The 25,864-nt window shown below is 69.8% G+C and carries 17 protein-coding genes and 1 pseudogene; 7 read left to right on the forward strand and 11 right to left on the reverse strand.

Features of this window, described 5'->3' with window-relative positions; translation table 11 throughout:
* Nucleotides 1-33: 33 nt before the first annotated feature.
* Entirely contained in the window at nt 34-2,196 is a 2,163-nt protein-coding gene (locus tag HKK74_RS24740) for a prolyl oligopeptidase family serine peptidase (protein WP_246491943.1), read from the reverse strand.
* 614 nt (nt 2,197-2,810) lie between these two features.
* Here HKK74_RS24740 and HKK74_RS24745 point away from each other — a divergent pair.
* Nucleotides 2,811-3,815 (forward strand): ADP-ribosylglycohydrolase family protein, encoded by a 1,005-nt coding sequence (locus tag HKK74_RS24745; protein ID WP_187245726.1) that lies wholly within the window; start codon nt 2,811-2,813, stop codon nt 3,813-3,815.
* 189 nt (nt 3,816-4,004) lie between these two features.
* On the opposite strand, the gene HKK74_RS24750 is transcribed toward HKK74_RS24745, so the two are convergent.
* Nucleotides 4,005-4,757: a hypothetical protein gene (locus HKK74_RS24750; RefSeq protein ID WP_187245727.1), complete on the reverse strand. Its 753-nt coding sequence runs from the start codon at nt 4,755-4,757 to the stop codon at nt 4,005-4,007.
* A 650-nt stretch (nt 4,758-5,407) separates the two neighbouring features.
* Here HKK74_RS24750 and HKK74_RS24755 point away from each other — a divergent pair.
* Nucleotides 5,408-7,309, forward strand: coding sequence for a M14 family metallopeptidase (locus tag HKK74_RS24755; protein WP_222722695.1), 1,902 nt, complete (start codon nt 5,408-5,410; stop codon nt 7,307-7,309).
* A gap of 95 nt (nt 7,310-7,404) precedes the next feature.
* On the opposite strand, the gene HKK74_RS24760 is transcribed toward HKK74_RS24755, so the two are convergent.
* A complete protein-coding gene (locus tag HKK74_RS24760; RefSeq protein ID WP_187245728.1) occupies nt 7,405-9,606 on the reverse strand; it encodes a S8 family serine peptidase in 2,202 nt (733 codons plus the stop codon).
* Between the two features lie 119 nt (nt 9,607-9,725).
* A pseudogene (locus HKK74_RS39255) lies at nt 9,726-9,864 on the reverse strand (transposase); the annotation flags it as partial.
* A 108-nt stretch (nt 9,865-9,972) separates the two neighbouring features.
* Here HKK74_RS39255 and HKK74_RS24765 point away from each other — a divergent pair.
* Nucleotides 9,973-11,574 carry a hypothetical protein gene (locus HKK74_RS24765; RefSeq protein WP_187245729.1) on the forward strand — a complete coding sequence of 534 codons (1,602 nt, stop codon included), beginning with the start codon at nt 9,973-9,975 and terminating at the stop codon, nt 11,572-11,574.
* A gap of 163 nt (nt 11,575-11,737) precedes the next feature.
* Here HKK74_RS24765 and HKK74_RS24770 read toward each other — a convergent pair whose 3' ends face one another.
* The gene (locus tag HKK74_RS24770; protein ID WP_187245730.1) at nt 11,738-13,201 is read right to left on the reverse strand and encodes an MFS transporter; all 1,464 of its coding nucleotides are present in this window, start codon (nt 13,199-13,201) and stop codon (nt 11,738-11,740) included.
* Nucleotides 13,202-13,310: 109 nt separating this feature from the next.
* Between HKK74_RS24770 and HKK74_RS24775 the strand changes: the two genes are divergently transcribed.
* Nucleotides 13,311-14,216 carry a helix-turn-helix transcriptional regulator gene (locus HKK74_RS24775; RefSeq protein WP_187245731.1) on the forward strand — a complete coding sequence of 302 codons (906 nt, stop codon included), beginning with the start codon at nt 13,311-13,313 and terminating at the stop codon, nt 14,214-14,216.
* A gap of 21 nt (nt 14,217-14,237) precedes the next feature.
* Here the strand turns inward: HKK74_RS24775 and HKK74_RS24780 are convergent, their stop codons facing one another.
* Both HKK74_RS24780 and HKK74_RS24785 read right to left on the reverse strand, forming a co-directional pair.
* Nucleotides 14,238-15,275 carry a carcinine hydrolase/isopenicillin-N N-acyltransferase family protein gene (locus HKK74_RS24780; RefSeq protein WP_187245732.1) on the reverse strand — a complete coding sequence of 346 codons (1,038 nt, stop codon included), beginning with the start codon at nt 15,273-15,275 and terminating at the stop codon, nt 14,238-14,240.
* A gap of 50 nt (nt 15,276-15,325) precedes the next feature.
* On the reverse strand, nt 15,326-15,832 hold the full coding sequence (locus tag HKK74_RS24785; protein WP_222722696.1) for a winged helix-turn-helix transcriptional regulator: 507 nt from the start codon (nt 15,830-15,832) through the stop codon (nt 15,326-15,328).
* A gap of 96 nt (nt 15,833-15,928) precedes the next feature.
* Between HKK74_RS24785 and HKK74_RS24790 the strand changes: the two genes are divergently transcribed.
* Nucleotides 15,929-16,696 carry a methyltransferase domain-containing protein gene (locus tag HKK74_RS24790; RefSeq protein ID WP_187245733.1) on the forward strand — a complete coding sequence of 256 codons (768 nt, stop codon included), beginning with the start codon at nt 15,929-15,931 and terminating at the stop codon, nt 16,694-16,696.
* A 150-nt stretch (nt 16,697-16,846) separates the two neighbouring features.
* Here the strand turns inward: HKK74_RS24790 and HKK74_RS24795 are convergent, their stop codons facing one another.
* Nucleotides 16,847-17,947 carry an NADH:flavin oxidoreductase/NADH oxidase gene (locus HKK74_RS24795; protein ID WP_187245734.1) on the reverse strand — a complete coding sequence of 367 codons (1,101 nt, stop codon included), beginning with the start codon at nt 17,945-17,947 and terminating at the stop codon, nt 16,847-16,849.
* Between the two features lie 135 nt (nt 17,948-18,082).
* On the opposite strand from HKK74_RS24795, the gene HKK74_RS24800 reads away from it, so the two are divergent.
* Nucleotides 18,083-18,430 carry an ArsR/SmtB family transcription factor gene (locus tag HKK74_RS24800; protein WP_187245735.1) on the forward strand — a complete coding sequence of 116 codons (348 nt, stop codon included), beginning with the start codon at nt 18,083-18,085 and terminating at the stop codon, nt 18,428-18,430.
* Between the two features lie 34 nt (nt 18,431-18,464).
* Here the strand turns inward: HKK74_RS24800 and HKK74_RS24805 are convergent, their stop codons facing one another.
* From HKK74_RS24805 to HKK74_RS24815, 3 genes are all read right to left on the reverse strand, one after another.
* Nucleotides 18,465-20,147, reverse strand: a complete 1,683-nt coding sequence (locus HKK74_RS24805) for an ATP-binding cassette domain-containing protein (RefSeq protein ID WP_187245736.1) — start codon at nt 20,145-20,147, stop codon at nt 18,465-18,467.
* 263 nt (nt 20,148-20,410) lie between these two features.
* Nucleotides 20,411-23,797, reverse strand: coding sequence for a phosphodiester glycosidase family protein (locus HKK74_RS24810; protein WP_187245737.1), 3,387 nt, complete (start codon nt 23,795-23,797; stop codon nt 20,411-20,413).
* A gap of 429 nt (nt 23,798-24,226) precedes the next feature.
* Nucleotides 24,227-24,856, reverse strand: coding sequence for an alpha-ketoglutarate-dependent dioxygenase AlkB (locus HKK74_RS24815; RefSeq protein ID WP_187245738.1), 630 nt, complete (start codon nt 24,854-24,856; stop codon nt 24,227-24,229).
* Between the two features lie 362 nt (nt 24,857-25,218).
* On the opposite strand from HKK74_RS24815, the gene HKK74_RS24820 reads away from it, so the two are divergent.
* Complete coding sequence (locus HKK74_RS24820; RefSeq protein ID WP_187245739.1) at nt 25,219-25,791, forward strand: hypothetical protein; 573 nt, start codon at nt 25,219-25,221, stop codon at nt 25,789-25,791.
* Nucleotides 25,792-25,864 lie beyond the last annotated feature (73 nt).

Genomic DNA, 25,864 nt, shown 5'->3' on the forward strand with positions numbered 1-25,864 from the left:
GTTCGGCCAGTTGGTCACGGGCGGCAGGCGCTCTCAGTGTGGTTCTGCGGCACACTCGTGCAGACGCGTGGTCGCCTCGCCCGGCGATAGACCGGTGTGTTCTCCGGCGAAGGTCAGGATGTCCGCGGTCAGGGCGCGTTCCTTGCTTGCGGGGGAAGCGGCGTGGGCGGTGTCGGGTTCTCGGCGCATGAGGATCGGCCGGTCACCGCTGGTGGCGTGCTGGAGGGCAGCGCACATTTTGGTGACGTGGGCCTCTCCGGTCTGCAGGTCGGTCACCGCACCGGTGAAGAGGAATGCCGGATAGTGGGTTCCGGGCGTGATGTTGTGGTACGGGGAGTATTCGAGCAGCCAAGGGAGCTGTTCGGGTTCGGAGGCGGTGCCGAATTCGTCGGTCCATGTGCATCCCAGACCGAAGTGCTCGTAGCGCACCATGTCGCAGAGCGGTCCCGCGGCGATGACCGCGGCGTACAGATCCGGTCGCCGCATCGCGGCGGCGGTGACCAGTAGGCCGCCACCGGATACGCCATAGCTCGCCAGTTGGTCACGGGTGGTCCGGCCGGTGTCGATGAGCCAGGCCGCGGCGTCGTTGAAGTCGCTGATCGCCCGGTGCTTGTGCGGTCCGCGCCCGGCGTCGTGCCAGCATTGGCCCGCTTCGCCGCCTCCGCGTACGCAGGCGACCGCGTAGGTGCCGCCGGCGCCGACCCATGCGGCCGCCAGAGGGAAGAACCATGGGCGCATGGGCATGCCGAAGCTGCCGTAGCCGTACAGGAGGGTGGGACGGGGGCCCTGATGGTCCTCGGCCGGGGTGAACAGGAACAGCGTGACCTCGGTGCCGTCGCCCGCGTGATAGCGAACGCTGCGGCTGCGGACCTTTGGAGTGTGTCCGGCCATCGCGGCACCGGTTTCCTGTTCCGTCTCCCCGCTGACGGCGTCGTAGCGATGGATGGTGGGCGGAGTGGTCGCGTCGCAGTAGCTGAACCATGCGTGATGTCCGTGCGGGATCTTTGTCCGCAGGGTCGATACGACGCCCGCGCCGGGCAGGGGCAGACGGCTGAGCTGCCGGCCGCCCGCCAGGTCGTGCAGTGTCACGGTGGAGGTGCCGTGGCGGGTGCGTGCCACCAGGAGGAGCGGCCGCGGAAGGGCCGGGTCGTCCAGGACCAGACACTCGTCCAGCGGGGCCTCGGGATCTTCGGCCACCAGCGTGCGCCATGCGGCCGGGTCGGTATCGTTTCGACGCGCCGTGCAGATGCGGCCGCACGGGGCCTGGTAGTCGGTGACCAGCAGCAGATCGCCGTCCGCGAGGAAGCGTGGGAGAACACGGGCGCGTACGGCGGACCCGTCCACGAGCTTGCCGAAACGCGGGGCCTTCGGATCGATGAGTTCGGCCACGTGCACATCGTTGTGCGAGGCGGGCCCGGCCATCGCGGTGATCGCCAGGTACCGGCCGTCGGCGCTGACCGTGAGGCCGTAATAGTGGTCCGGGGCATCGTCGCCCCCGAACACCACCGTGTCGGCCTGCCACGGCGTACCGATTCGATGCAACCTCACCCGCCGCTGCAAACGCCGGTCGCCGGGAGGCAGTTCCTCATCAGGAACGCGGCTGACGTAGTAGAACGCATCTCCTCCCGGCAGCCAGGCGAGCGAGGTGTTGCGGGCGCGGGGCAACGGTCCGTCCACCACTTCGCCGGTACGCACGTCCAGCACCACGATGTCGCTGCCGGGCTGCTCGGCGACCTCCATCTGGACGGCCACCCGTTCGCCCTCACGCGACGGCCACCAGGCGTACAGCCCGGTATGGCCGGACGGATCGAGTTCCACCGGATCGACCAGTGCGCGCCTGTTCCCCTCGGCGTCGATGACGAGCAGGCGCCGTTGCTCATCTCCGCGCAACTGTTCGGCGAGGAACATGACCGATCCACGCACCATGGGAGGCTCGGACACGCCGAAGGATGACACCTGATCTACCAAGTACGCCCACGATCGCAGTTCCTCACGCCATCCGGCGCGGAACGCTCGGAAGAGCCGATCCTGAGCCGCGGCCCAGGCCCGTACACGCGCATCAGTCCCGTCTTCCAGCCACCGGTAGGGATCGGCGACCGGGAAACCGAACAGATCCTCCACCACATCACCGCGGCGGGCGACAGGGTAGGACAATCGCGCCACGAACGCCCCCTCCGACGTATTCCCGCTTGCCATGGGCCGGGGCACTGCGGCGTTGGCCGACCGCAGTACCCCGACTCACTCAGCTATGACTCGCCTCGAAGGATGTCCTCCTGCCAGCGGCGTATGCCTCCAGAGCGGGGAGCCGGACCGGTTGAACTATAGGGCAGGTATCCATTCATAATATCCTCCCGGATTCCTGCGTTTCGCCCGAAATGAGCGATTACGCCGACGACTATCCCCGCGCCCACGATCGATAAACCAAGAAGCGCTCTCCCCCGGCACGCCTGTCCGCGTGTGCTGCTGCGTTAAGCACCGATCCTCCCGGTCATCCCTCTGCGGAAACTTCGCGCAAAGAAGGAGGCATACTGAGGATGCCATGCGAAGATCGATCTCTTAAAAAGTAATTCGGGGCTTTGCCGGACCGGAATCTTCTGCCACCACAAAACAGATCACATGCAAAGGGTTGTCAACCTTTGCCCCGTCGCCGCGTGACTCCACCAGGACGATCTACCACCTCGGTGTCGGTGGGGCCCACGTGGCCGCGGCGAGCAGCCTGGACCTCGCCCTCAACCCCTGCTCATCAAGATCCGAGATCATGACGTCGATGGAGAGGGAGAATGCCGGGCGGAAGCGGCGAACAGGAGTAGATGGTGACCGGACGGGCGAGCGGGAGCATCTTCGGGCTGGCGTACGGGGACGCGTTGGGGAAACCGACCGAGTTCCTCGACATGCGGCGGATCGTCAAGAGGTACGGGCCCGACGGCCCGCGTGAGCTCGAGGGGGCGCCGGCGCTGGTCACCGACGACACACAGATGGCGCTCGCCGTCGGGGAAGGACTCGTCTACGCGCTGACCCATCCGCCGTTCACCCCCGATCTGGTGGCCCCGATCTGGCGGCGGAAGTTCGTCGACTGGGCGCGGAGCCCGGACAACAACCGGGCGCCGGGCAACACGTGCATGCGGGCCATCGCCGGCCTGGCCGAAGGGCATCCGTGGGTCAAGGCGACGATCCAGGGCTCCAAGGGTTGCGGCGCGAACATGCGCGTGACGCCGGTGGGGCTGGTGCCCGGCCTGACCGGTGAAGAGCGGTCGGGGGCGGCTCAGCTTCAGGCGGCGCTCACCCACGGGCACCCGACGGGTCTGGCCGCCAGCGAGCTCACCGCGTACGTGGTGTGGTGGCTTCGCGAGGGCATGGCGCCCACGGAACTGCAGAGCGCGCTTCGCGAACACTGCCGTTCGCAGCGCACCACCTACCACGAACGCTGGCTGGGCGAGCTGTGGCAGCGTCCGGGTGTCAGCACCCCGGCGGAGTTCATCGCACGCGGCTGGGACGAGTGCCTGGAGGTCCTCGACCGTCTAGACGCGGCGTTGCCGGTGGCCGATCGGAACGCCGACCCCTGCCTGGCGACCGGCGGCGGCTGGATCGCCGAGGAGGCGCTGGCCACGGCGCTGCTCTGTTTCCTGATGTTTCCCGATGACCCGGTGGCGGCGATCTGGCGGGGCGCGGCGAGCTCGGGCGATTCGGACTCGATCGCGTGCCTGGCGGGAGCGTTCGCGGGCGCATACCTGGGCATGGACGCCTGGCCGGCCGAGTGGGCGACGCGCATCGAGTACGCCGATCGGCTGACTCGTCTCGGCCGCGCCTTCGATTAGCGGGGGTGATGCCGGCGACTCCGGTCCGACCGCCGGTTCAGCAGAACGTGAACGGCGGTAGGTGGCAACAGGCCGGCAACGTGCGCCCGGCTGCCGTGGGCGGCCGGGCGCTCGTCGATGGTGCGGTGCCGGGGAGCGTTCCCGGCGGGCGGATCAGGAATCCCGCCGATCAACGCCCGCTCGCGGCGGTCAGAAGTAGCAGATGAAGGCGGTCGTGGTGCCCGCTCCGGTGACCATTCCGGTGGCCTGCTCCACGGCGATCACCGTCGAGACCCTGGTGTGGCCCAGGCAGCCCATGTTGGCGAACTCCTGACCCCGGGGGTCGGCGCTGACGATGTTGCCGTTCGCATCGGCCTGCAACGCCCTGCCCGCCGGGTACGGTCCGGCCCCGTCGGGCCGGATCGTGTAGAACCGTACGACACCGTTCGGCCAGAGGGCGCTCCCCCGCGCGAACATGCGACCGCCACTGTTGAACGGGCCCTGGGTCGTCGTCACCCACACGGTGCCGCGGGGAACCGACGCCGGTTCCAGCAGCCGGTACGGCGAGTTGACGTTGTCGGAATATGCCTGGTCTCGGCTGGCCGGTGGGACACAGACGAGATCGTTCGGCCGGACCAGGCGCCACACGAATCCGGTCTTGCAGGTGTTCGGCCCCCACGCGCCGCCGTTCGGCTCCCGCCGGTACGGGGCCCATGCGTTCTCGTCCACCGCCTGGTCACGGATCTGCGGGGTCACGCAGACCTGGTCACCCGGCACGGCCTCGCGCCAGACGAAGCCGTTCTTGCAGGTGTACGGCCCATACGGCGCCGCCACGGCGGCCGGCGCCTCGACGGCCACCACACCCGCGGCCACCGCCAACGCCGCGAGCACCCGGCCCAACGCCCGGCGCACGCCGACGCCACGGCCGATTCCGCCGTGTGTCGTGGTTTTCTCACGCTTCACTTTCCGCTTCCTTTCCCCCCGCCGCTCCGCTCGCATATGGCCATTCGATAAATGGCCGACGTCGAGCGGGCAACATAATCCCTGCCGAAACAACACCGACCAAGATTGATCGGACCGGCACATCATTAGACGCATCGGCGCCATATCCCGTCAATTGCGGAATGGGATGTGACCGGAAGCGGTAGCCCGGCGAACCGCAGTGCCGGTTCCGCCGTCTAATGGAGCTTCCGGCCCGGAGCCGCCGGTGCTCCTTGCCGGGCCGGCGTACCCCGAGGTGGCGGTGCGGCGGATCCGAGGAGTAGTCGCGTGAGTGCTGAGAGGATCGCCCGCGCCGCCGGCCGGCGTACCCAGGACGAGGGTAAGTCACCCAGTTGGGACAGCTGTGATCTTTACATGTGGAAATCTGTGGATTACCTTGATCATCACGTCGTGAATTACCTGTTGGGTGGCGCCCCCGACACAGAACGTGATTGCCCTGCCCCGGTGGGTGAGGCTTTCATCGAAGTGACGACAGGAGATTTGCCGTGGGCTCCTCCGAGAACATGCAATCCCCATCCGGTCAACGACAAGCGTCCTCTCACGAAACATCGGTCATCCATTCACAGCGGGCGACTAACCGCTCCCGGCGGCGCATAAGGCGCCGGGTCTCGGTGCTGGTGGCCCTGGTAGCGGGCGCCGCCGTCGTCATCGCGAATGCGCCCATGGGCGGAACGAACGGCACCATCAGAACTGACGACACGGTCCTGTCCTCGGCCCCGAAGTACGCCATCGGCCTGCAGCCGGCGAAGGACCCGGGACCCTTCCCGGAGAGCGTCACACCGACGACTCGCACCATCACGATCGCTGGTGTGCGTGACGGTGAAAGCGAATTCGACGTCGTCAGGTACAGCCAGGTGCAGCCGAAGACACCTGGGCAAATGGACTTCGACCACTTCCACACCGGCATCGAGATCCCGTGGTGGCTGCGCAAGTGGGCCCATGAGCGTCCTGACCTCGTCGACCTGTACATCGTCGGGGAGAGCTTCAGCGGTCAGCCGATCTACCAGCTGACCATCACGGACAAGTCCACCGGTGCCGACACCGACAAGCCGGCCGCCTTCTTCGAAGGAAATCGGCATTCCGGCGAAGTGTCCTCAGCCGAGAGTTCGCTGTGGCTCGCTCACCATTTGATCACACAGGCCGGCAAGGACAAAAAGGTCGACAAACTGCTCGCCGAAAAGGCCTTCTACATACGGCCGGTCAACAATCCGGACGGGCACGACCTGTACCTCTACACCGCTCAGACGAACCGGTCGACGGTGCGGCCGTATGACAACGACGGGGACGGCAAGATCGACGAGGACCCCGGCGAGGATCTCAACCGGGACGGATACCTGAGCCAGATGCGCCAGTACGTCGGGGCAGGCAAGGGAACGCACGTGATCGACGAGCGTGACCCGGCCAAGAACACCATGCAGAACGTCGGCGCCGGTAAGGGTGACCACCTCATGTTCTCCGAGGGGGTGGACAACGACGGTAACGGTGGCTACAACGAGGACGGTGTCGGCGGGCTCGACCTGCACCGCAACTATCCCTACAACTGGCACGTGATGCCGGAGGCCGACGAGACGGGGCGGAACCTGACCCAGGGCGGTGCCGGCGAGTATCCGTTGTCGGAGCCGGAGACCCGCCATGTGTACAACTGGCTGATGTCGCACACCAACATCGGGGTGGTGAACAGCATGGACACGCGGGTGCCCATGCACCTGCGGGGCCCCTCAACGTGTGACCCGACCGAGTGCATGTACACGGGCGACCGCAAACTGTACGAGCACTTCGACAAGGCAGGCGCCGGGTTCACTGGCTACCGGTATACCGGCAGTGTCTATATCGACTACGCCACCCGCAACGGCGGTGACCCCGAGCCGCTGTTCGGTCACGGGCCCGACTTCGGATACTTCCAGTACGGCGCGATCTGGTACGGCGACGAACTATGGAACGGCGGCGACTTCACCGACTACGACGGCGATGACAGATTCGCCGACTGGGAGCGATCAAGGTGGTGCGCCGAGAACGGCCGTACCAACTGCTTCCTGCCGTGGACCACGTTCCAGCACCCGAAGCTCGGCAAAGTCGAGATCGGCGGGATCAACCCGAAGTTCTGGTCGCAGAACCCGTCACCGGATCTGATCGGTAAGTGGGCTGCGAACCAGGCGCGTTTCAACCTCTACCTGTCCGAGTCGCTGCCGCAGGTGAAGCTCTCGCAGGTGAATGTCAAGGCGCTCAGGGGCGGCCAGAGTGACGGTGCGACGCACGAGATCGCGGCCACGGTCACGAACACGGGCCGCATCCCCACCGCGCTGGAGCAGGCGAAGGAAATCAAGATCGTCGCCCCTGACACCGTCGAGGTCGAAGGCGCGAGGGTCGTCGGTGGAGCTCCAGAGTTCTACCTGGATGGTGGGAGGACAGAGAAGGTGAAGCTCCGGGTGATCAAGGCGGACGCCGACACGATCACTGTGAAGGCCGTCAGTGTTCGCGGAGGTCTGTCCTCCGCGCCGGCACGTCTGAGCTGACCTCCTGGCAGTACGCCGTCCGATGCGTTTCCGCGGAAACGCATCGGACGGCGTACGAGCAAGGCTCTTTATGAGCGGGATCCTGACTCAGGTCACTAGCGCATGACGGTCAGCGTCACGCTGTTGTTCTTGTAGGACACCCTGAACTGGTGGCCCTTCGCGTGCACGACATCCCCTTCGCTCAGCGAGTGGAAGCTGCCACTGATCGACTTGCCACTCATGATCGTCAGCACGGTGCCCCGGGTCAGCGTTCCGTTCACATCGATGTCCAGCTTCCCGTCCAACACCAGATCACCGGTGGCCCGCACGCTCGTGTAGTCGTTGCCGCCGGAGATGGTGACGGCGAGGTCACCCTTCCGGCCGATGCGCACGTCCCCTCCAACGTTCAGGACATTGCCGGGAACGACGTGCTGATCGGCGGCGTCCCGCGCTTCTCTGGGCGCGACACCGGGCTGCAGTACGCCGTCGCCGATGTTGACGTCGTTGGCCACGCTGCCGCTGCCACCGAGCGTCCCGCCGCGCACATCGATGGGGCTGGCGTGCGAGCCGACGATGGACAGCTTGCCGTCGAGGACCGTGCTCGTCCCGTGCCAGGTCTCGTTGCCGGCGAGGAAGAGAGTTCCGTTGCCACGCTTGGTGAGGCTGCCCTCGTAGACGCGGGCGTTGCGGGCCTTCTCACGCCGGGTACCGGTGGCGTAGTCCGACTTGTCGGCATCGCTCGCGTTGGCGGGCAGCCCGTGTGTCCAGCCCTTTTCGACCTTGGTCGCTTCCCAGGCGGCCGCCTCGGCGGCATCCTCCTGCCGGCGCGCCTGGATGGCGACGTCGGAGATGTCGTTGGACCACACGTCGCTGCGCCCCTGCGTGTCGACCCGGAACGGCCCCACGAGCTGGCCCGGGCCGTTCATGGCCTCCCGCAGGCTGACCGTGTGCCAGCCGTTGCGCTTGTCGGGAACCTGCACGACCTGGCCACGGGTGGGGTTCGCAACGGCGTTGCCGCCCGCGTCGCTGATCGTGTTGTTCTGCCGGCCGGTCGTGAACATCGTGTAGAGCGCCTGCTCGTTGGTCATGTACGGGAAGCGCTGCATGATCAACGACAGCGCGGCCGCCGAGTGCGGCCCGGCCATCGACGTCCCCGACGCGGCCCTGTAACGCGGCTGCGGTACGCCGTCGACGAGCTCCACCCACGTGCTGTTGATCAGCCTGCTCGGCGCAGTGACGCAGGACCACTTCGCGACACCGCACTGGTTGAACTCCTGCTGCCCCGGGACCAGCACCGAACCGTCGGCGTTGAACGTGCGCCCGATGTTGGGATTGATTCCCGACGTGGTGTACCAGCGACCCTCCAGGTCAGGCCGGAAGTACGGCGTGGCGGCCCGCGCCGTCGGGTTCGCGACGCCGGCGTTACCGGCGGTGAACTGGAGGATCTTGCCGGTCCGCGCGACCTCGATGGCGCCGTTCAGCCAATGCACGGTGTTGCCGTTCGCATCGGCGACGCCATCTGGAGTCGACAGGTAACGCCACGCCGCGTTCAGGCCAAAGGTGTTCGGGCTACCAGGCGGCGGCTCCAGCGTGTTGTAGTTCTCCGTGGATGGCGCGCTGCCCCAGCTGCTGGTGATGAGCCGGATGGGCTTGCCGTTCGCCGTCTCCGCCTTGCTCACCGACCGGTACACGTTGGCCAGATAGGCGTTGTCCGGCGTCTGTGCGGCGGTCGCGTTCGGCGGCACCAGTCCGTAGAACACGCCATCCGTCTTGTGGGTGTTGCCGCTGTACGCGTTGGCGTTGAACGCGACGCCATGCATGTTGGCCTCAGGCCCGCCCGGCTGCGTTTCGCCGACGCCGTCGCGGCTCGCGGCCACAGTCCCGCTGACATGCGTGCCATGACTGTCGTTGAACGCCGGGTCGTAGAAACCCGATGTGGGCCCGGTCTCGCCGCCCTGGGCTGTCACCGAGAAGAAGCGATCTCCGGTCGCGTAGTTCGTGTCGAGGCTTCCGTGCTCTCGCACGTGCCCGGCGAAGACGCCCGAGTCGACGATGCCGATGTTCATCCCGGTGCCGGCATAGCCGTCGGCGTAAGCGAACTCCGCTCCGATCGACACCAGGCCGGCATCCCGGTTGAACTCAGCGGTCCGCCAACTCGCCGGGTCGCCGAGGCGGCCGGGATCTCCCACATAGGACGTGATGCGCGGCTGCGCCTCCGGCGACCGCGCCAGCGCCGGTTGCGCGACGACGCAGGGCACCACCACTACCAACGTCAGCGCCGCGACCCGCGCCGTCTTCCTGTGCTTCCTGACTGGCACTCCAGCCTCCTCCAAGATCGATCGGAGCAAAAGGTATCTTCGCGTCCATATCGGATCAATAGGGTTGGCCAGAACCGGTTGAGCCTCCGGCATAGGAGGACGTCTCATCTGGTGAGGTCGAACACCGGTTGCATCTGCCGCCACGTGCAGCCCGACGTCGCCACGAACGCGATGGGCCGCCGGCACCTGCCGATCGTCGTGTCTGTGCCGGCCCCCTCCCTGCGGCCGCGCCGGCTTGGGCGGTACGACTCTCTGGAACGACGAAACGGTGTCCTGGTGGCTGTTGGAGGCGCCTTGCCCTCCTCCATGGGCGTGATCGCACCGACCAAGTGACCGCCCCCGGGCTGAACCGCCAGGATGCTCACCATGTCGCTAAGATCCCGATTCGACAGACGCCGCTCCGGCGAAGAGCACGCCACCGACCTCGAGCAGGTCATCTCGGGTACTCGGCCGGAGGACGGCACCGGCGTGAACGACCTGGCCGAGATCCTCTTGCGTCATGACCGGACCGATGGCGCGGCCACGGGCCGTACCGCGCTCCGGCTGATAGCGCGCAACCCATCTCTGCTCCTGGCACTCGACCAAGCGGCCCGCGGCACGTTGTCCACGCCCTCGGCCGGGTGGGCCGACATCGCCCGCGACAGGCTGCAGGGCCGGACCGGTGGCGTCGTCGCCATGGCCCTCGCGTCTTCACACCGGGACGGCCGGGTCCGTGAGGCCGCGGTAGACACGCTGCTCGACTTCCGCCGGCCCGACCTGCTGCCGTACGTGGCACTGCGAGCCGCCGACTGGGTGCCCCAGGTGCGCGACCACGCGCGGGCCGGGCTTGCCCTGGCCCTGGACGAGCCGTCGGCAAACACACTGGAACTCCTCATCCCGGTGACGTTGCGCCTCGCGGACCGGCTGCGCGGACACTTCGCACATCGTCAGGTCACCTCCGTGCTGATGGCCGCTCCCCCTTCTCTGCTCCATGCCGTCATGGATTCGGTCCGCGGCCGGGCCCGCCGCCTCGTGTTCGACTGCGCCGTGACCACCGGCGCACTCTCCCAGCCCGAGTTGCTGAAGATCGCGCTCAGTGATCCAGAGTGGCGGATACGGGTCCAGGCCGCCGAGATCGTCGCTCGGGACGCGGTCTGGACCCGGCGCACCATGCCGCTGGAGAAACTCGCCCGCTCGTCCACGCCGCCGGTACGGGTGCTGGGCCTGACCGGCCTCGACCGGCTCGACCCGACGGCCTCCGCCGAAGAGCACCTCGCCGATGCCTCCGGGCTGGTCCGCGCCTTCGCCCGGGCCGTACACCAGCGGCAGGGCGGCAATTGCGCCGCCTTTTACCGCGGCCGACTCACCGCCGGTGCTGATCCGACCCCGGGTCTGCTTGCCGGACTCGGTGAGTGCGGTTCCCGCGCCGATGCCTGCGCAGTGGCGGCCTGGCTGGACCACCCGCTGGCCGCCGGCCGCCGTGAGGCCGTACGCGCGCTCGGCAGGCTCGGTGGCCTGCCCAAGGAGCGGGCGGTGGCGCTGCTGACGGATCCATCCGCAGCGGTCGTACGGGAGACGGCCGCAACGCTGCGCCCTCTGGCGAGCGGGTTGTCACCCGAGCCGCTCGAGGAACTGCTTCGCCACGCCGGCCGATTCCAGGTCCGGAGGGCCGCCTACACCGTACTGCGCGAGACCCGGGGATGGTCCCGGCTGCGTGCCGCGCTCATCGCGGCCGCCGACACGGATCCCGAACTCGCCCACCGGGGCTTCGTCGACGCCACCTGGTGGGCCCGGCGCGACGAGATCCAGCACGTGCCTGCGACTGCACTCCGCAAGGCCGATCTCGAGGAGCCGCTGCCCATGCTCACCGCAGAAGAGCACCACGCCCTTGCCGGCCTGGCCGCAGCGGCCGCTCCGGCCATGTCGCCGTACGCCCTGGACAAGCTCACCAGGCGCCTGGACGAGCATCTCGCGGCCAGAGCCCGCTGACCGGCCAGACGCTCGCCGGGGCCTGCCACGCCTTCCGGCGATCAGGCCGCTGGCTGGGTGGCGGCACGATCCGGGGGTGTGGCCGTGCCGCCACCGCTGGTCCGGTCTTCCCCTACCGAACGAGAAGTGCGCGCGCCGTCCGCGCCTTCCGGCACGCGCGCGTTCAGGGGACGCTTGTCAAGCAGTCTGCTACCGGCGCCGCGGGTTTGGTCCGCCGCAGGGCCAGGAACAGGGCGCTGCCCGCCGCCAGGAGCGCGACGGCCGCCAGCGCCCAGCCGGTGCCGTACTCGGCCTGCCGGGTCGAGCCGCTGTCGTGGGCGATGGTGAGGAACAGCGTGCCCACCGTCGCCACACCGATGACCTGGCCGAGTTGCATCACCGTGAGCAGCAGGCCACTGCCGTCGGCGGCGTCGGAGACCGGCACGTGCTGCAGCGCGACCGTGATGATGATGGGCATCACGCCGAGCCCCAGGCCGATCATCGCAGTCAGGAGTTCGTACGGCACACCGCCGCCGGCCAGCGGCCCGACGCACAGGTACGCCGCCGCGGCGACCGTGAATCCGGCCGGGATCAGCCGGGGGTGCCAGTGGGCCGGCAGCCGTTGCCAGTTCAGACCGACCAGCGCGAACGCGGCGACGCACGGGATGAACGCCAGTCCGGACTCAAGAGGGCTCAGCCGCAGGTCGCCCTGCAGATGCAGGGTCGTGGTGAACAGGAACGCACCCCACGTGCCCGGTCCGAGCAGGAGTGTGGCGGTGGCGGGGGCCAGTCCGGGCGCGCGCAACACCCGCCCCGAGATCAGGGGCCGCCCGCCGCGGGCCGCGACGCGCCGTTCCACCGTGATGAAGACGCCGAAGAGCATGATGCCGGCGGCCAGGGACGCCGGGGTCCAGGCCGGCCAGCCCATCTCGTGTCCGAGGATCAGCGGCAGCACGAACAGCAGCACCGCCGGGGTGAACACGAGCAGTCCCTGCAGATCCAGGCCCGCGCCCCGGTGTCCCTTGTCGGCCGGCAGGACGCGCGGTCCGGCAGCCAGCAGCAGTATGCCGATCGGCACGTTCACCAGGAACACCGTCCGCCATCCGGCGCCGAACAGATCGGCGCTCACGAGGAGCCCGCCCGCGACCTGGCCGACGACGACGCCACCCGCGATCACCGTCGAGTAGGCGCCCAGCGCCCTGGCCCGTGCGGCGCCGCTGAAGTTCCGCTGGATCATGCTCATCACCTGCGGTGTCATCAGCGCGGCACCGGCACCCTGCAGGAACCGGAAGACGATCAGAGTCCCGGTCGTCGGAGCCAGCCCGCACGCCAGCGAGCCGAGGGTGAAAACTGTGAGGCCGAGGTGGAACATCCGGCGATGCCCGGCGATGTCGCCCAGCCGCGCCCCGCTGATCAGGAGCACCGCGTAGGAGATCACGTATCCGGCGACGACCAGCTGCAACATGGCTCCGGAGGCGTGCAGATCCGCTCGCAGGGTCGGCAGTGCGACGTTGACTATGTTGACGTCCAGGATGGCCATGAACTGGCCGAGAAGGACGATGGCGAGAATCAGTCCGCCGGACCCGCCCCGTTCCCTGGACGCGGGAACAGTCCGCCGCATCTGGGTTGTCTGTGTCATCTGGGTCATGTGGATCAGCTTGCGGGCGAATTGATACTGGTAACGAGAGCCCGCTGATACTGGTACCGAGAGCACCTGGCATGTGAGGTCTCTGTCGTGCAGGGTGGGAGCCGTGACGATGACCCAGCCGAAGACCGGCACCCAGCCGAGGGCCGCCCTGAACGGACGGCGCAGCGGGCGGCGCCGGCCCGAGCTGGCGTCGTTCCTGCGCAGCCGCCGTGAGCGCATCACCCCCGAGGACGTGGGCATGCCGCCAGGGCCTCGTCGCCGCACCCCCGGGCTGCGCCGGGAGGAGGTCGCCCAGCTCGCCGGCGTCGGCGTGACCTGGTACACGTGGCTGGAGCAGGGACGGCCCATCAACGTCAGCACGCAGGTACTGGACGCGGTGGCCCGCACGCTCCGGCTCGACGCCGCCGAGCGCGAGCACCTGTACCGCTTGGCCGACGTACCGGAGCCGCCGCCGGTGACGGACGAGACCCACACCATGACGCAGGACATGCGCATGATCCTCGACAGTGTGGACCCGCTACCGGCGGCACTGGTCAACGCCCGTTCCGACGTACTCGCCTGGAACCAGGCCTACGCCGCGCTCTTTCCGGCTCTGGTGAACGCCCCTGTCGCCGAGCGAAACTCGGTCTGGTTCGTGTTCACGACGCCGTCCTGCTGCAATCCGATCCTGAACCTGGAGGAACAGGCACCCGAGCAGGTGGCCATTTTCCGGTACCGGTACAGCCGACACCTGAGCGAGCCGGGATGGCAGGAGTTCATCCAGCGGCTGTGCACGGCCAGTCCCGAGTTCGCCCGACTGTGGGCCACCCACGACGTCGCTCCGCCCCGCCCGTGCGACAAGATCTTCCGCTATCCGGCGGTCGGCGACGTGGCGACGCGCACCACCAGCCTGGAGCTCGCGTCCGCCCCCGGCACCCGGATGGTCGTCTACATCCCGATCGACGACGAGAGCCGCGACCGCATCGCCCGCCTCCGTGATCACCCGGAGGCGGGCGCCATTCGCCACCGCCACTGATCCGGCCGGCACCCGCTTCGTTCAAGACGCCTGTCGCCCGAGTACGAATTCGCGACGGGTCTCGTAGTCGCGGTCGACGGTGAGATGGACGGTGCCGTTCTCGAGCTCGTACACCGCCGACCACTGCGTGTGGGGTTGGGCGACCTGGGACAGCAGTGTCATCGCAGCGCCCGGGTCGAGGTGGCCGCCAGTGCTGCCCATCCGTTCCGCGATCGTGCTGTGCCGGCGGTCGTCCCGCCTGGTCCGCTCGGTCGCGCCGTACTGCACGAAGTTGACCATGTTCTGCCAGTCACCGGCGCCCGGGATGACACGCATCTCCCCGTCGACGAACTCGACGACGGCCGACCGCCCCCGCGCGTCGGCGAGCAGGTAGTGCAGCGGCGGATCGCTCGAGAAGTCGATCACGTGACCGCGGAAGAGGGCGAGGGCCTCGTCCACCGTACGAGCCCGGTCGAGCACGAGACGCTGGATCCGGACGCTGCCCACCACCGGCAGGCCGGGTGCCTTGGGCGCCTCGGCGCTGTCCACCGCCGCCATGCCGATCGCCAGGCCGTGCTCATTCATGCCGTCGAAGGGCAGCGCGACCGCCTGCAGAAGGATCCGTTGGAGGGCGGCATCGGTGGTGAGCCGGCGGGCCTCGGCCCGGTCGATGCCGAGATAGGAGATGTCCACCAGGGAGATCGAGGCGGGCCCGCGGTCGGGCCGGGTGGTGAGCAGCAGCGCCGGATTGGGATCCCAGTCGAAGTTGCGGGCGAAGAGCGGCCCCTTCGGCCCCTTCGCCGCGAGGAAGAGCGAACACGCCCACGGCCCCGTCGCCGCGACCGGCGCTGCGATCTTGCGCATCGGGTCGTACGACCCGTACAGGGTCATCGCGAAGAGCGGATGGTCGGCGTCGACCACCCGTAGCGTGGCCAGGCTGCGCTGCTCGTCGGCGGTGAGCGGCCGCGCCGCGACCGCACCGTTCGTCGCCGAGCGCGACGGCGGCCACCAGACGGCGAGCGTGCCCGAGCCGGCCAGCAGGGCCCCGAGCACGGCGATGATCAGAAGACGACGACGCACACTCATCGGGTAACACGACACGAACCCCACGGCAAGACCTCAAAATCGGGCTAGCCGGGCCGACGGGCTGCGATCAGCGGTCCGAGGACGCGGGTGCCCGGCCCGATTCGCCCGCCCGGGCCGGGGAGCTGGGTGGTGTTGTCGATGGTGAGGGGCTCACCGCAGTGCGCGCAGGCGGGCACCGCGGTGGTGTCCCGGCCGCAGTCGAGGTGGCGGACCGTGGCGGGCGGGCCGGCCTGGCCGGCGCACCACCGGTCGCCCCAGTTCATCAGGGCGAGCAGCACCGGGAAGAGGTCCTTGCCCTTCTCGGTCGCGCGGTAGTGCTCACGGGCCGGCCGCTCCCGGTACCGCTCGCGGACGAGGACGTCCTCCTCGACCAGCCGCGCCAGCCGGGCCGCCAGCACCTTGCGCGAGATACCGAGGTCGTGGACGAGGTCGTCGAACCGCGTCACGCCGGCGAGCACGTCACGCATGATCAGCGCCGTCCACGCGTCACCGAACAGGTCGGTGGCGCGGGCGATCGAACAGGCCACATCGGCGAGCGGGGTTCTGGTCACGGCATGACCCTACCCAAGTTCCCCAAAGAAACTCGTCGTGTTAAGTTCCCCGAGGAAACTCAAAGCGCTGACGGTCGTACGAGCAAGGGAGAACCGATGCCAGGCCCGCACATCGAGCTCGACAGCCGGTCGCCCGAAGCGGTCGACGGCCGCCAGATCAGAGCCGTCGTCTTCCAGGACGTGCGCATCGAGTACGTGCGGAGGACCCTCGAGAGCCTCGGCCTCGCCGCGGCCGGCTGCCGGGTCCTGGTCGTGGGCAGCGGCCGGGGACTGCTGGCGCACGGCCTGGCCGGGCTGGGATTCGACGTGGTCGCCGTCGATCCGTCCGCCACGGCGACCGCGATGGCACAGGAGTCCGCCGAGCGCGAGCGCCTCGCCGTCGTGCACAAGACCGCGTCCGCTGAGGAGCTCGACCTCGGAGACGCGGTATTCGACGTCGCCTACTACGCCGACACCTTCGAGATCACCGCGCGGCTCGACCGCGTGGTCGAGCTTGCGGCCGGGGTGCTCAGACCCGGCGGTGTGCTCATGTACGACACCGTCAACCGCACACCGCTGTCCCGCCTGGTCTACCTCGGCGCGTTCCAGGGCATCCCCATGACCCGGATCATGCCTCCCGGCCGCTACACGGCGAAGCGGCTGCGGCCGCCGGCCGAACTCATCGAGGTCCTGGGCCGCCATGGGCTGCGCAACGAGGACATCTGCGGCTTCAAGCCCAAGGACCCGCGCAGCCTGCTGAAGGCCGCCCGCGCGCGCCGCCGCGGCGAGATCACCGATGAGGAGATCCCGCCGATGGTCGACTTCGCACTCACGCCGGACGAACACCCGCTGGTCACCTACCTCGGGTACGCCCGCAAGGTCTGAGCCTCGAAGCACCGGCTCGTGGCGAGGCGGGATGGGGCGGAGTCCGGTCTCGTGCGCACGGGGTCACAGGTCCTTCGCGACGGCGATCCCGAGCCGCGCGGGCAAGACCCGGCGGACCGGCCGCCGCCCGCGAACGCGCGGCGGCCGGGTTCAGAACGCGCGGTGGTACTGGTCCGGCCGGCGCGGCGTGGCTCCGAGTTCGTCTGCCGCGCGGTTGGGCCAGTACGGATCCCGGAGCAGCTCGCGGGCGAGCAGGACCGCGTCGGCCTGCCCGGACTCGATGATCCGCTCCGCCTGCCGGGGCTCGGTGATCAGCCCGACCGCGGCCGTCGGCAGATCGGTCTCGGCCTTGACGTGGGCCGCGAACGGCACCTGGTAGCCGGGACCGGTGGCGATGCGCGCACCGGGCGCGTTGCCGCCCGACGAGGTGTCGAGCAGGTCGACACCGTGCACCAGCAGTTCCTTGGCCAGCCGTACGGTGTCGTCGGCCGTCCAGCCCTCGCGTCCGTCCTCGGGGTTCTCGGTCAGCCAGTCAGTGGCGGAGACGCGGAAGAACACCGGCAGGTCGTCCGGCCACACCTCCCGTACGGCGTCGACGACCTCGAGCGCGAACCGGATGCGGTTCTCGAACGAACCGCCGTAGGCGTCGGTGCGGTGGTTGGTGAACGGCGACATGAACTCGTTGATGAGGTAACCGTGCGCGCCGTGTACCTCGACCACCTGGAAACCGGCCGCGAGCGCCCGCCGGGCGGCGGCGCGGAAGTCCTCGACCAGCCCGCGGATCTGGTCCACGCTCAGCTCGGCGGGGGTCGTGTGGGCGCCGGTGAACGGAAGCGCGCTGGGCGCGACGGGCCGCCAGCCGAGCTCCTCATCGAGGCCGATGGGGCCGCCGCCGCGCCACGTCCGGTCGGTCGAGGCCTTGCGGCCGGCGTGGGCGAGCTGGATGCCGGCCACCGCGCCCTGTTCCCGCAGGAAGTCCGCAATGCGGGCGAAGGCCTGCTGCTGACGGTCGTTCCAGAGGCCCAGGTCGGCCGGGCTGATCCGGCCCTCCGGCGTCACCGCGGTGGCCTCCACCAGGATCAGGCCGGCGCCGCCGACCGCCCGGGTGCCCAGGTGGACGAGGTGCCAGTCGGTCGGCATCCCCACTTCCGGGCCCTCGTCCGCTGCGGAGTACTGACACATCGGAGCCATCCAGACCCGGTTGGGAATCGTCAGGTTCCTCAGCGTCAAAGGCTCGAACAGGGCACTCACAGCCGCGCTCCTCAAGGTGGCAGTCCATGCGCTCACGCACAGGTCAGCACAATAGTACGACAGTCACCGTACTACGCAATCCATCGAACTACGATATCGGCCGTACAATCATGGAACCTGCTCTGAGGGGACACCGTGCCGATCGCAACCGCCAGGCCTCTGGAACACCCAGCGCGCGAGGAGATCCGGCTGGAGGCCGTGCTGCACGCGCTGGCCGACCCGATGCGCCTTCAGGTGGTGCGCTTCCTCGCCACCCTGGGCGAAGGCGAGGCGGCCACGTGCTCGGCCATCGACCTGGCGATCAGCAAGTCGACGGTCACCCACCACTTCCGAGTGCTGCGCGAGGCCGGGGTGATCAGCCAGGTCTACCGCGGCACGGCCAAGATGAACGCCCTGCGCCGCCGCGATCTCGACGCGCTGTTCCCCGGCCTGCTCGACACCGTGCTGGCCGCCGACGCGGCCCAGCGCCGACGCGTCCGCTGAACGCCGCCGGTCAGGTTCTGCTGAACGCCGCCGGTCAGGTTCTGCGGGCCAGGACCACGCAGGCGGCGCCGAGGAGGACGGCGGTGAAACCGGTGAGGACGGCCCAGTCCACGGCGACCGCCCGGCCGAAGGTGTCGCCGTAGGACGCCAGTAGCGGCGGGCCCAGGGAGGAGCCGCCCTCCGCCCACAGCCGCTCGACGTTCAGCGTGTGGCCGAGCGCCTCGAACGCCCACCGGTTGGACATGGCGTGGCTGAGCCACCGGCCGACGGCGGCCATGATGGGCACCGGCAGGATCGCGCCGACGAACAGCACCTGCGGGAAGCACAGCATCGGCAGCGCCAGCGTCGCCTGTGCCGGATCGGTGACCGCGGCCGAGACCAGCAGGCCGAGCGCGAACGCCGCGGCCGACGACAGCAGCAACGACACCCACAGCGACCCGTAGGTGCTCCACCCCGCCGCGGGCAACCGGTCGAGTGCGCGCAGCACCCCCAGCATGGCCGCGTCGACCGCCGCCAGCAGCGGTACCAGCACCGCGACCTTGGACAGCACGTACGTCCCGACGCCGAGCCCGGCCAGCCGCTCGCGCCGCAGCACCGCGATCTCCGTGCAGATCTGCAGCAGCCCGTAGGTCAGCCCGAAGAAGAACCCGCCGAACGCGATCCAGAAGAGGATCATCACCGTCGCGCTCGGGCTCGGGTCCGCGAACGAGAACGCCCCCGGCCGGAACAGCACCGCGAACATCGCCAGCACCATCACGGGCGACCCCGCGAGGATCGCCACCGTCAGGCGGTTGCGGGTCAGTATGTCGGCGCCGCGCCTGGTCAGCAGCCACCACTCGCGCACCGCCCCAATCCCGCGCCGCTCCCCCGCGATCGCAGGTTCCACGACCACGCGCCCCACGACCACAGGCTCCGGCGGCTCGGACGGCTCCTGCCGCTCGCCACGGGACTCGGCGAACCGCCGCGCCCACTCCCCCGGCGAGATCTCACCCGCCAGCCGCTCGTAGATCTGCTCGACCCGGTCCGCCTCGAAGTACGAGAGCGCCTCCGCCGGCGTGCCGAAGAAGGCAAGGTGCCCTTCGCGCGCCAGCACCGTCACCTTGTCACAGTGGCCCACATCCGAAGGGCTGTGCGTGGTGAGCACCACGGTCGTCCCGCCATCGGCGAAGCGCCGCAGCAACCGCATCACCTCGGCCGCGATCGCCGGGTCGAGGCCCGAGGTCGGCTCGTCCAGGAAGAGCACGCGCGGCCTGGTCAGCAGTTCGACGGCGATGCTCGCCCGCTTGCGCTCGCCGCCGCTGAGCGTTCCCACCCGCTGGCCGGCGCGTTCGGTGAGGTCGAGATCGCGCAGTACGTCCCGTACGGCCCGGTCGATCTCATCGGCGGTCGTCGCGGCGGGCAGCCGCAGCCGCGCCGCGTACGTCAGCGTGCGCCGCAGCGACAGCTCCAGGTGCACGATGTCGTCCTGGGGGACGTAAGCCGGGGCGGACCGGTCGCCGTCGCCGGTGACCTGACCCTCGGCCGGCGGGCGCACGCCGGCCATGGCGTCGAGCAGCGTGGTCTTGCCCGCGCCGCTGCCACCGATGATCGCGACGAGCTCCCCCGCCTCGACCGTCAGCGACACGTCGTGCAGTGTGGCGCGCCCGCCGGCCACCCGCTGGCCGACGCCCCGCACGTCGATCCGCAGTCCCCGTCGCTTCGCACTGTCCAGAGTCATGACGCCCTTCGACCGCATGCCGACGTGCCGCGATCATCCTCTGCCCGTGCCCGGCGGTAAAGGGGCGTTCGGCGCTCCAGATCGTTATCCGCAGGCAGCCACCCGTTCGATCAACCATGCGATGGTCCGACCGGTCCGACCGGTCCGACGTTCCCGGACGATCATGATGCGGTGCCGCCGCCCGGAGTGCGAGCGGCCGCGATCTGGGCGGCGACCCTCGCGGCCCGCTCGGCGATGCCGGGCAGGTCGGCGGATCGGCCCCGTCAGGGCCGCCGGTCGAGCGTGACCGTCGCCGATCTGGTCTGGCCACCGGACGCCACGGTGAGCGTGACCGTCCCGGAGCGCACCGCGGTGAGCGTGCCGGCGGTCAGGTCGAGTACTGCCCGGGTGTCGTGGCGCAGGCGGGCCGCCCGCGCCTCGTGCTCGGACTCCGCGACCACGAGCCCGGCGCTTCCGCTCCAGGTGACGCTGGCCGGATGGCGCAGCGGGAACCTGAGGCCGAAGCCGCTGGTGACACCGGTCGCCGAGACGTTCCCCGACGTGCCCTCCGTGAGTCGTTCGGGCGTCGACAGCTCGATGCCGTCGATGACCGGCCGGCTCTCGGCCTCCAGCCAGTCGCGGGTGCCCGGGTCGGGAACGCCGGGCCGGACGCGTCCTGGTGTGGCGTCGACGCCGACCCGCATCCAGCCGAAGAACCCGCCCTTCTCGGCCGAGCTGTACGGCGTCTTGCCCACGGCGGGGGTGTTGACCTCCAGCACCCCGTCGGCACGGGTGGCCGAGGCGGTGTGCGCGTGGCCGCTGAACACCGCGGCCGGCTTGCCTGCCTCCTCGCGGAAGTCCGCCAGCCAGCGCTCCACAAGACCTGCCTCGAGCCCGTCGGACAGCTGCGAGGCCCCGGTGCCCGACGGGTCGTGCGGCGGGTGGTGGAAGACGACCACCACGCCCGTGACCTCGCGGTCCGACGACGCCTTCGTCAGCTCGGCCCGCAGCACGGGCACCTGGTCCCAGTCGGACGTGCGCAGGCTGCCCGAGTGCGAGTCGAGCAGGATGAAGCGGGTGCCCCTGTGGTCGAACACCTGGCGGGTCGGGCGGCCGGTCGCGGCGACGAAGTTGTCGAGGGTCCCGCTCGCCGAGGTGCCGGACTCGTGGTTGCCCGGAGTCCAGTGCACCGGCAGGCCGGCCGGGACGTGGTCGCGCAGCAGACCGTTCGCGAAAGCGAAGTCCTCGGGCTTGTCGGTGTCCACGAAGTCACCGTTGACCAGCAGGAAGTCGGGCTTGGCGGCGACGGCCTGGTCGAGCGCCGTCGCGGCCTGCCGCGCGGCGAAGGAGTCCGGGCCGGCCGCCGCGCTCACGTGCAGGTCGGACAGGACCGCGAACGTCCAGCGATCGCGCCCGACACCGCGCTGCTGCAGCACGAAGGGGTCCGGCGGCGGGGCCTCACCGGGCTCGGTCTGCTGCCCGACCTGGGCGGCGAGGCCGTCGAACCACAGCTCGCCCGCGTCCTTGCGGTCCTGCGCCGTCTCGACGACGTAGATGTTGGTCAGCGTGATGGGCTGGGTGAAGCCGGTGGGCAGAGTACCCACGACCCTCCGCCAGCCCGTCCAGTCGACGGTCTGCGCGAAGGTGAACGGCACGTTGGTGGTGCCCTGCGAGCGCAGTGTGGCGCGCAGCCAGTGCCGGCGGCCGTCGCCCTTGACCCACAGCGCGAGTCCCTTCGCGCCGGCGGGCAGGGTGAGCGGGGCCGGCTGGGCGACCGCGTATCCCGCCGAGGTACCGGACTGGCCGGTGAAGTCGTACGTGAGCCGCAGGGCGTGGTTGCCCACCGCGGCGCCCGGCCGGTCGGCGGCCTCGGCCATCGCGACCGACGCGGTCGCCCGCGCCGACGACGCCGTCCACCTCTCGCCGGTCTCGAACTCGGCGAGCGACCGGTCGACCAGGCCGACCGTCACCGGGAGCTTCGCCGTCACCCCGCGCACCTTGGCGGTCACCGTGGTGCCCTTGCCGCCGGCGTCGGCGCGGCCGGTGACGCGGAGCCGGCCATCGGGCTCCGCAACCACGTCGATCACGTCACGGTCGTAGTCCAGGGCCACGTCGCGCGGAGCCACGGCGGCGTCGAACCCGTCGGCGTCGAAGCCGGTCAGCCCGACGTTCGCCGTCTCGCCCGGATCGATCGAGGCGGCCGGCGTGGTGAACGCCAGGTGGTGCAGAGGGCCGAGCACTCGCAGCTCCTGCGCACCGTCGGCCGGACCGGACCGGGCGCGCAGCCGGCCCGACCCCGGGGACTTCGCGCGGAAGACCCCGCCGCTGACCCGGCCGAGGCCGCCAGGAGCGGCCGTCCAGTCGACCCGGCGCCCGCCGACCGGCACCGCCGCGTAGGTCTCGTCGTATCCGGCGACCGCCACATCGCGGGTGAGCCCGGGGAACACCCGGTCGGCGTTCAGGCGTACGTCCAAGCCCTGCAGAGTGCCGGACCCCCGGCGGCCGAACAGGCCGACGCCGTTCGGCACCGGCCGCTCACCGCCATCGGACGGAGTGTTGACCACGCTGACGCCGGAGTCGCCGGTCCGCCGGGCGACGAGTTCGCTGGAGCCGCCGCCGTCGAGCATGAACGCCTCCGTGGCGCCCAGCCGGGCCATGAGCTTCGCGGTGTCGTCGAAGCTCAGTCCCGGGGAGAAGCTCGCCGAGCCGTCGACGGTGACCAGGAGCAGGCGGCGTCCGCCGTCCCGCCAGCCGATGGCGGTCCGGGGCTTGAGCGCGTCGTTGCCGGTGCTGGGCGGGAAGTCGATCGCGCGGCCATCGCGTACGAGCACGTCGCCGCTGCCGAGCGCCATGCGCAGCGGGGTGGCGGTCTGCGGCGCGAAGGTGAGCGCGGCGTCGTCGCCGGGCGCGGCGTCGGCGAGCCAGCCCGCGGCCGCGCCCCGTCCGAGCAGGACCAGTCCGTCGTCGGGCACGGGCGCCGTGGTGATGCGGTCGCTGACCGCGGTGACTTTGCCGCCGCTGACCACGACCTCGGTGTACGGGCCCGGATCGTGAATGAGCGTGCGCAGCGCAGGCCCCCACTGCGGGGTGAAGGCGGTGATGCCGTCGGCCCCGACGGTGGCGGAGTTGAGCGCGCCGAGCGGCCGCTCGGCGCCGGCGACCGTGACCGTACCTTTGATCATGAGGTCGGCGAGCCGGGCGAGCCCGTCCGTGCCCACGCCCGCGACCGTCGTGGGCTGGGTGGTGCCCTTGCGCAGCGTGCCGTTCTGGATCTCCGGGCCGATGGCCGCGTTGGTCTCGGTGATGTTGAAGAAGTCGCCGTTGACCGCGGCGACGGAGCGCTGGGCGTCGGCGGCCCGCGACAGCGGCCGCACCTCGCTGACCTTGCCGGCGACCAGGTCGACGCCGACCGACCGGTCGCGGAGGTCGGCGCCGAGCACGTGCACCCGTGTCCAGCCGGCGCGGCCGAAGGTGTCGAACGTGGTACGGACGATCCCCGGTGCCACCGGGCGGTCCACCCGGTCGGCCTCGACCGACTCTCCCGGGACGGTGGTCTGGTACGCGGGCACATCGAGGCGGGGCGGGTCCGCCCAGGCCGGCGCCGAGAGGGCGGGCGTGCCGAGAGCTCCCAGGGTGAGGGTGCCCGCTGCCAGCAGGGAACGTACGCGCATGCGAGCCTCCATGGCGATGGTGCGAGGAAGCTAGCGTGAGCCGATCACCCGTTGCCCGTACCGCCCATGGCCATACGCGATCCACTCGGTGAACAATCTTTACCGGTACGGGCCACCGTCACCCGCGCTGGCGGGGAGCGCATTCCGGGCGGTCCTCGGCCTGAGCCGGTGGCTTGCCCGCCGGCTGTGTCACCGGCCGCTGGTCCGGCGGGGTCGTGGGTACCAGAACTGCGAGAGCACCGCCCATGTTGCCGACCATCTCCGTGCACACCCCCTGCCGGCCGTCCGCCGTCACACCCGCGAAGAGCGAGCCTCAACGTAAGCGGCCGGCGCCAGAGCGCACATGAGTACCCCCTACCTATCTTCACGACTCTTCACGACGGCAGGGTCTCCTAGGTCAGCCGCCGTCACCGACAACGGACCGCGAGCTCAGCGCACTCCACGGGGGCGGAACTGGATGCTGATCCGCAGCCCGGTGACGCGTGCGCTCTTGGGGATGGCGTGTTCCCACGTGCGCTGGCAACTGCCGCCCATCACGATGAGGTCACCGTGGCCGAGGTCGTGGCGGAGCGTCGGTCCGCCTCCGCGCGGGCGGAGCAGGAGAGTACGCGGCGTGCCGATCGAGACGATCGCGACCATGGTGTCTTCGCTCCTGCCGCGCCCGATGGTGTCACCGTGCCACGCCACGCTGTCCCTGCCGTCGCGGTAGAGGCACAGGCCGGCGGTGCGGAACGACTCGCCGAGTTCCTCGGCGTAGTGGACGTCGAGGGCTCGCTTGGCCTCGTCGAGAGCCGGGTCGGGAAGCGCCTCCCCCTCGGCGTAGAAGGCGAGGAGCCGAGGGACGTCGACGACCCGCTCGTACATCCGCCGTCTCTCGGCCCGCCATGGCACAGCGTCGATCAGCCGGTCGAACAGGGTGTCGGCGCCGGAGATCCAGCCCGGCCGCACGTCGATCCAGGCCCCGCGATCGAGCTCGGTGCGCCGCACCGAGGAGCCGAGGAGACCCGGCGCCACGTCGTCGTCGCAGTCCAGCAGGGACGCCTGGAACGCACTGGTCATGCGACGAGTGTACGCGGCCGAGCGAACACGTGTTCTAACGATCAGCCGTCGGGCTCCGGTGGACTGAGGCGTCGAGCCGGTCCCCGGCACCGGTGTGCCCTTTCCCCCGGCCGCAGAACAGGATTCTGCCACACTGACCGGCGATATCAGCCTTTACGACGATTGCCAGTGATACCACAAAATGGCTCTATATCATGATTTTGACCGCGAATTGGCGGGGTCGAGGTCGAAGTCTGAGCCTACGGACCCTTAGGGTCGGCCAGTAGGCACTAGCCGCACACACGTGGAGTCCGTCGTCTGGACGAGCGAACGGCACGACGACCCGATCGCGACGAGACGTCGCCGATGGAGGCGGATGAGCCATGTTCACACCCTTGCTCACGGCCGGTGCTCTCGCGGTCTCGTCCCTGCTCACCCCGGTCGGAACCCCGCGACAGTCGCCACCATCGAGCGCGGCGCACGCGCGGCCGGGAAGCCTCCAGCCCGGCGACATCGACCGGCTCGTGGGCACCTGGCAAAGGGCATCGCCGAACCAGGCCGTGCTCTACCAATGGAAATTCTCCCATAACGGTAAATACACGTGGAAATTCGGGACGATAGTCGCGCCCGGCGCGAACACCGGTACCCCACCCCGGACCGAAGAGCTGGAGACGGGAACGTTCAAAGTGACCGACGGCCGGATCGAGTTGACGCCCGGCGCCTGCCACACTGAGGTCCGGAACCGTTCTCTGCCCGGCGGCGGCTATACCGCGAACCTGGACGCGGCCCCGCCACGAGCGTATTCGTGGTCGATCAAGACGGGCGAGGACCAGCAGCAGGTGCTGACGCTCACCGACGCCGGCCGGGCGCCCAGCGGTTCGTGCCTGCCGATCAGGCGCGACACCGCGTTCGGCTTCGACTACGGCGACTCGGGCGAGTTCGCCTCCATCGACTGACCCTGACCGGCGACCCCAGAGCGGCGATCCCGGACCGATGACCCCTGGCCGGCCGCCGGCACGGCGTTCGCGA

Source organism: Actinomadura alba, assembly GCF_014323705.1.
In the GTDB taxonomy this organism is placed as follows: domain Bacteria; phylum Actinomycetota; class Actinomycetes; order Streptosporangiales; family Streptosporangiaceae; genus Actinomadura_C; species Actinomadura_C alba.

Bases quoted from the DNA above. Each gene is read 5' to 3' on its own strand.
- HKK74_RS24745 (WP_187245726.1), top strand. From the start codon at position 2,811: ATGGTGACCGGACGGGCGAGCGGGAGCATCTTCGGGCTGGCGTACGGG.
- HKK74_RS24790 (WP_187245733.1), top strand. From the start codon at position 15,929: ATGCCAGGCCCGCACATCGAGCTCGACAGCCGGTCGCCCGAAGCGGTC.
- HKK74_RS24810 (WP_187245737.1), bottom strand. From the start codon at position 23,797: ATGCGCGTACGTTCCCTGCTGGCAGCGGGCACCCTCACCCTGGGAGCT.
- HKK74_RS24740 (WP_246491943.1), bottom strand. From the start codon at position 2,196: ATGGCAAGCGGGAATACGTCGGAGGGGGCGTTCGTGGCGCGATTGTCC.
- HKK74_RS24805 (WP_187245736.1), bottom strand. From the start codon at position 20,147: ATGACTCTGGACAGTGCGAAGCGACGGGGACTGCGGATCGACGTGCGG.
- HKK74_RS24770 (WP_187245730.1), bottom strand. From the start codon at position 13,201: ATGACCCAGATGACACAGACAACCCAGATGCGGCGGACTGTTCCCGCG.
- HKK74_RS24815 (WP_187245738.1), bottom strand. From the start codon at position 24,856: ATGACCAGTGCGTTCCAGGCGTCCCTGCTGGACTGCGACGACGACGTG.
- HKK74_RS24765 (WP_187245729.1), top strand. From the start codon at position 9,973: ATGTCGCTAAGATCCCGATTCGACAGACGCCGCTCCGGCGAAGAGCAC.
- HKK74_RS24775 (WP_187245731.1), top strand. From the start codon at position 13,311: ATGACCCAGCCGAAGACCGGCACCCAGCCGAGGGCCGCCCTGAACGGA.
- HKK74_RS24820 (WP_187245739.1), top strand. From the start codon at position 25,219: ATGTTCACACCCTTGCTCACGGCCGGTGCTCTCGCGGTCTCGTCCCTG.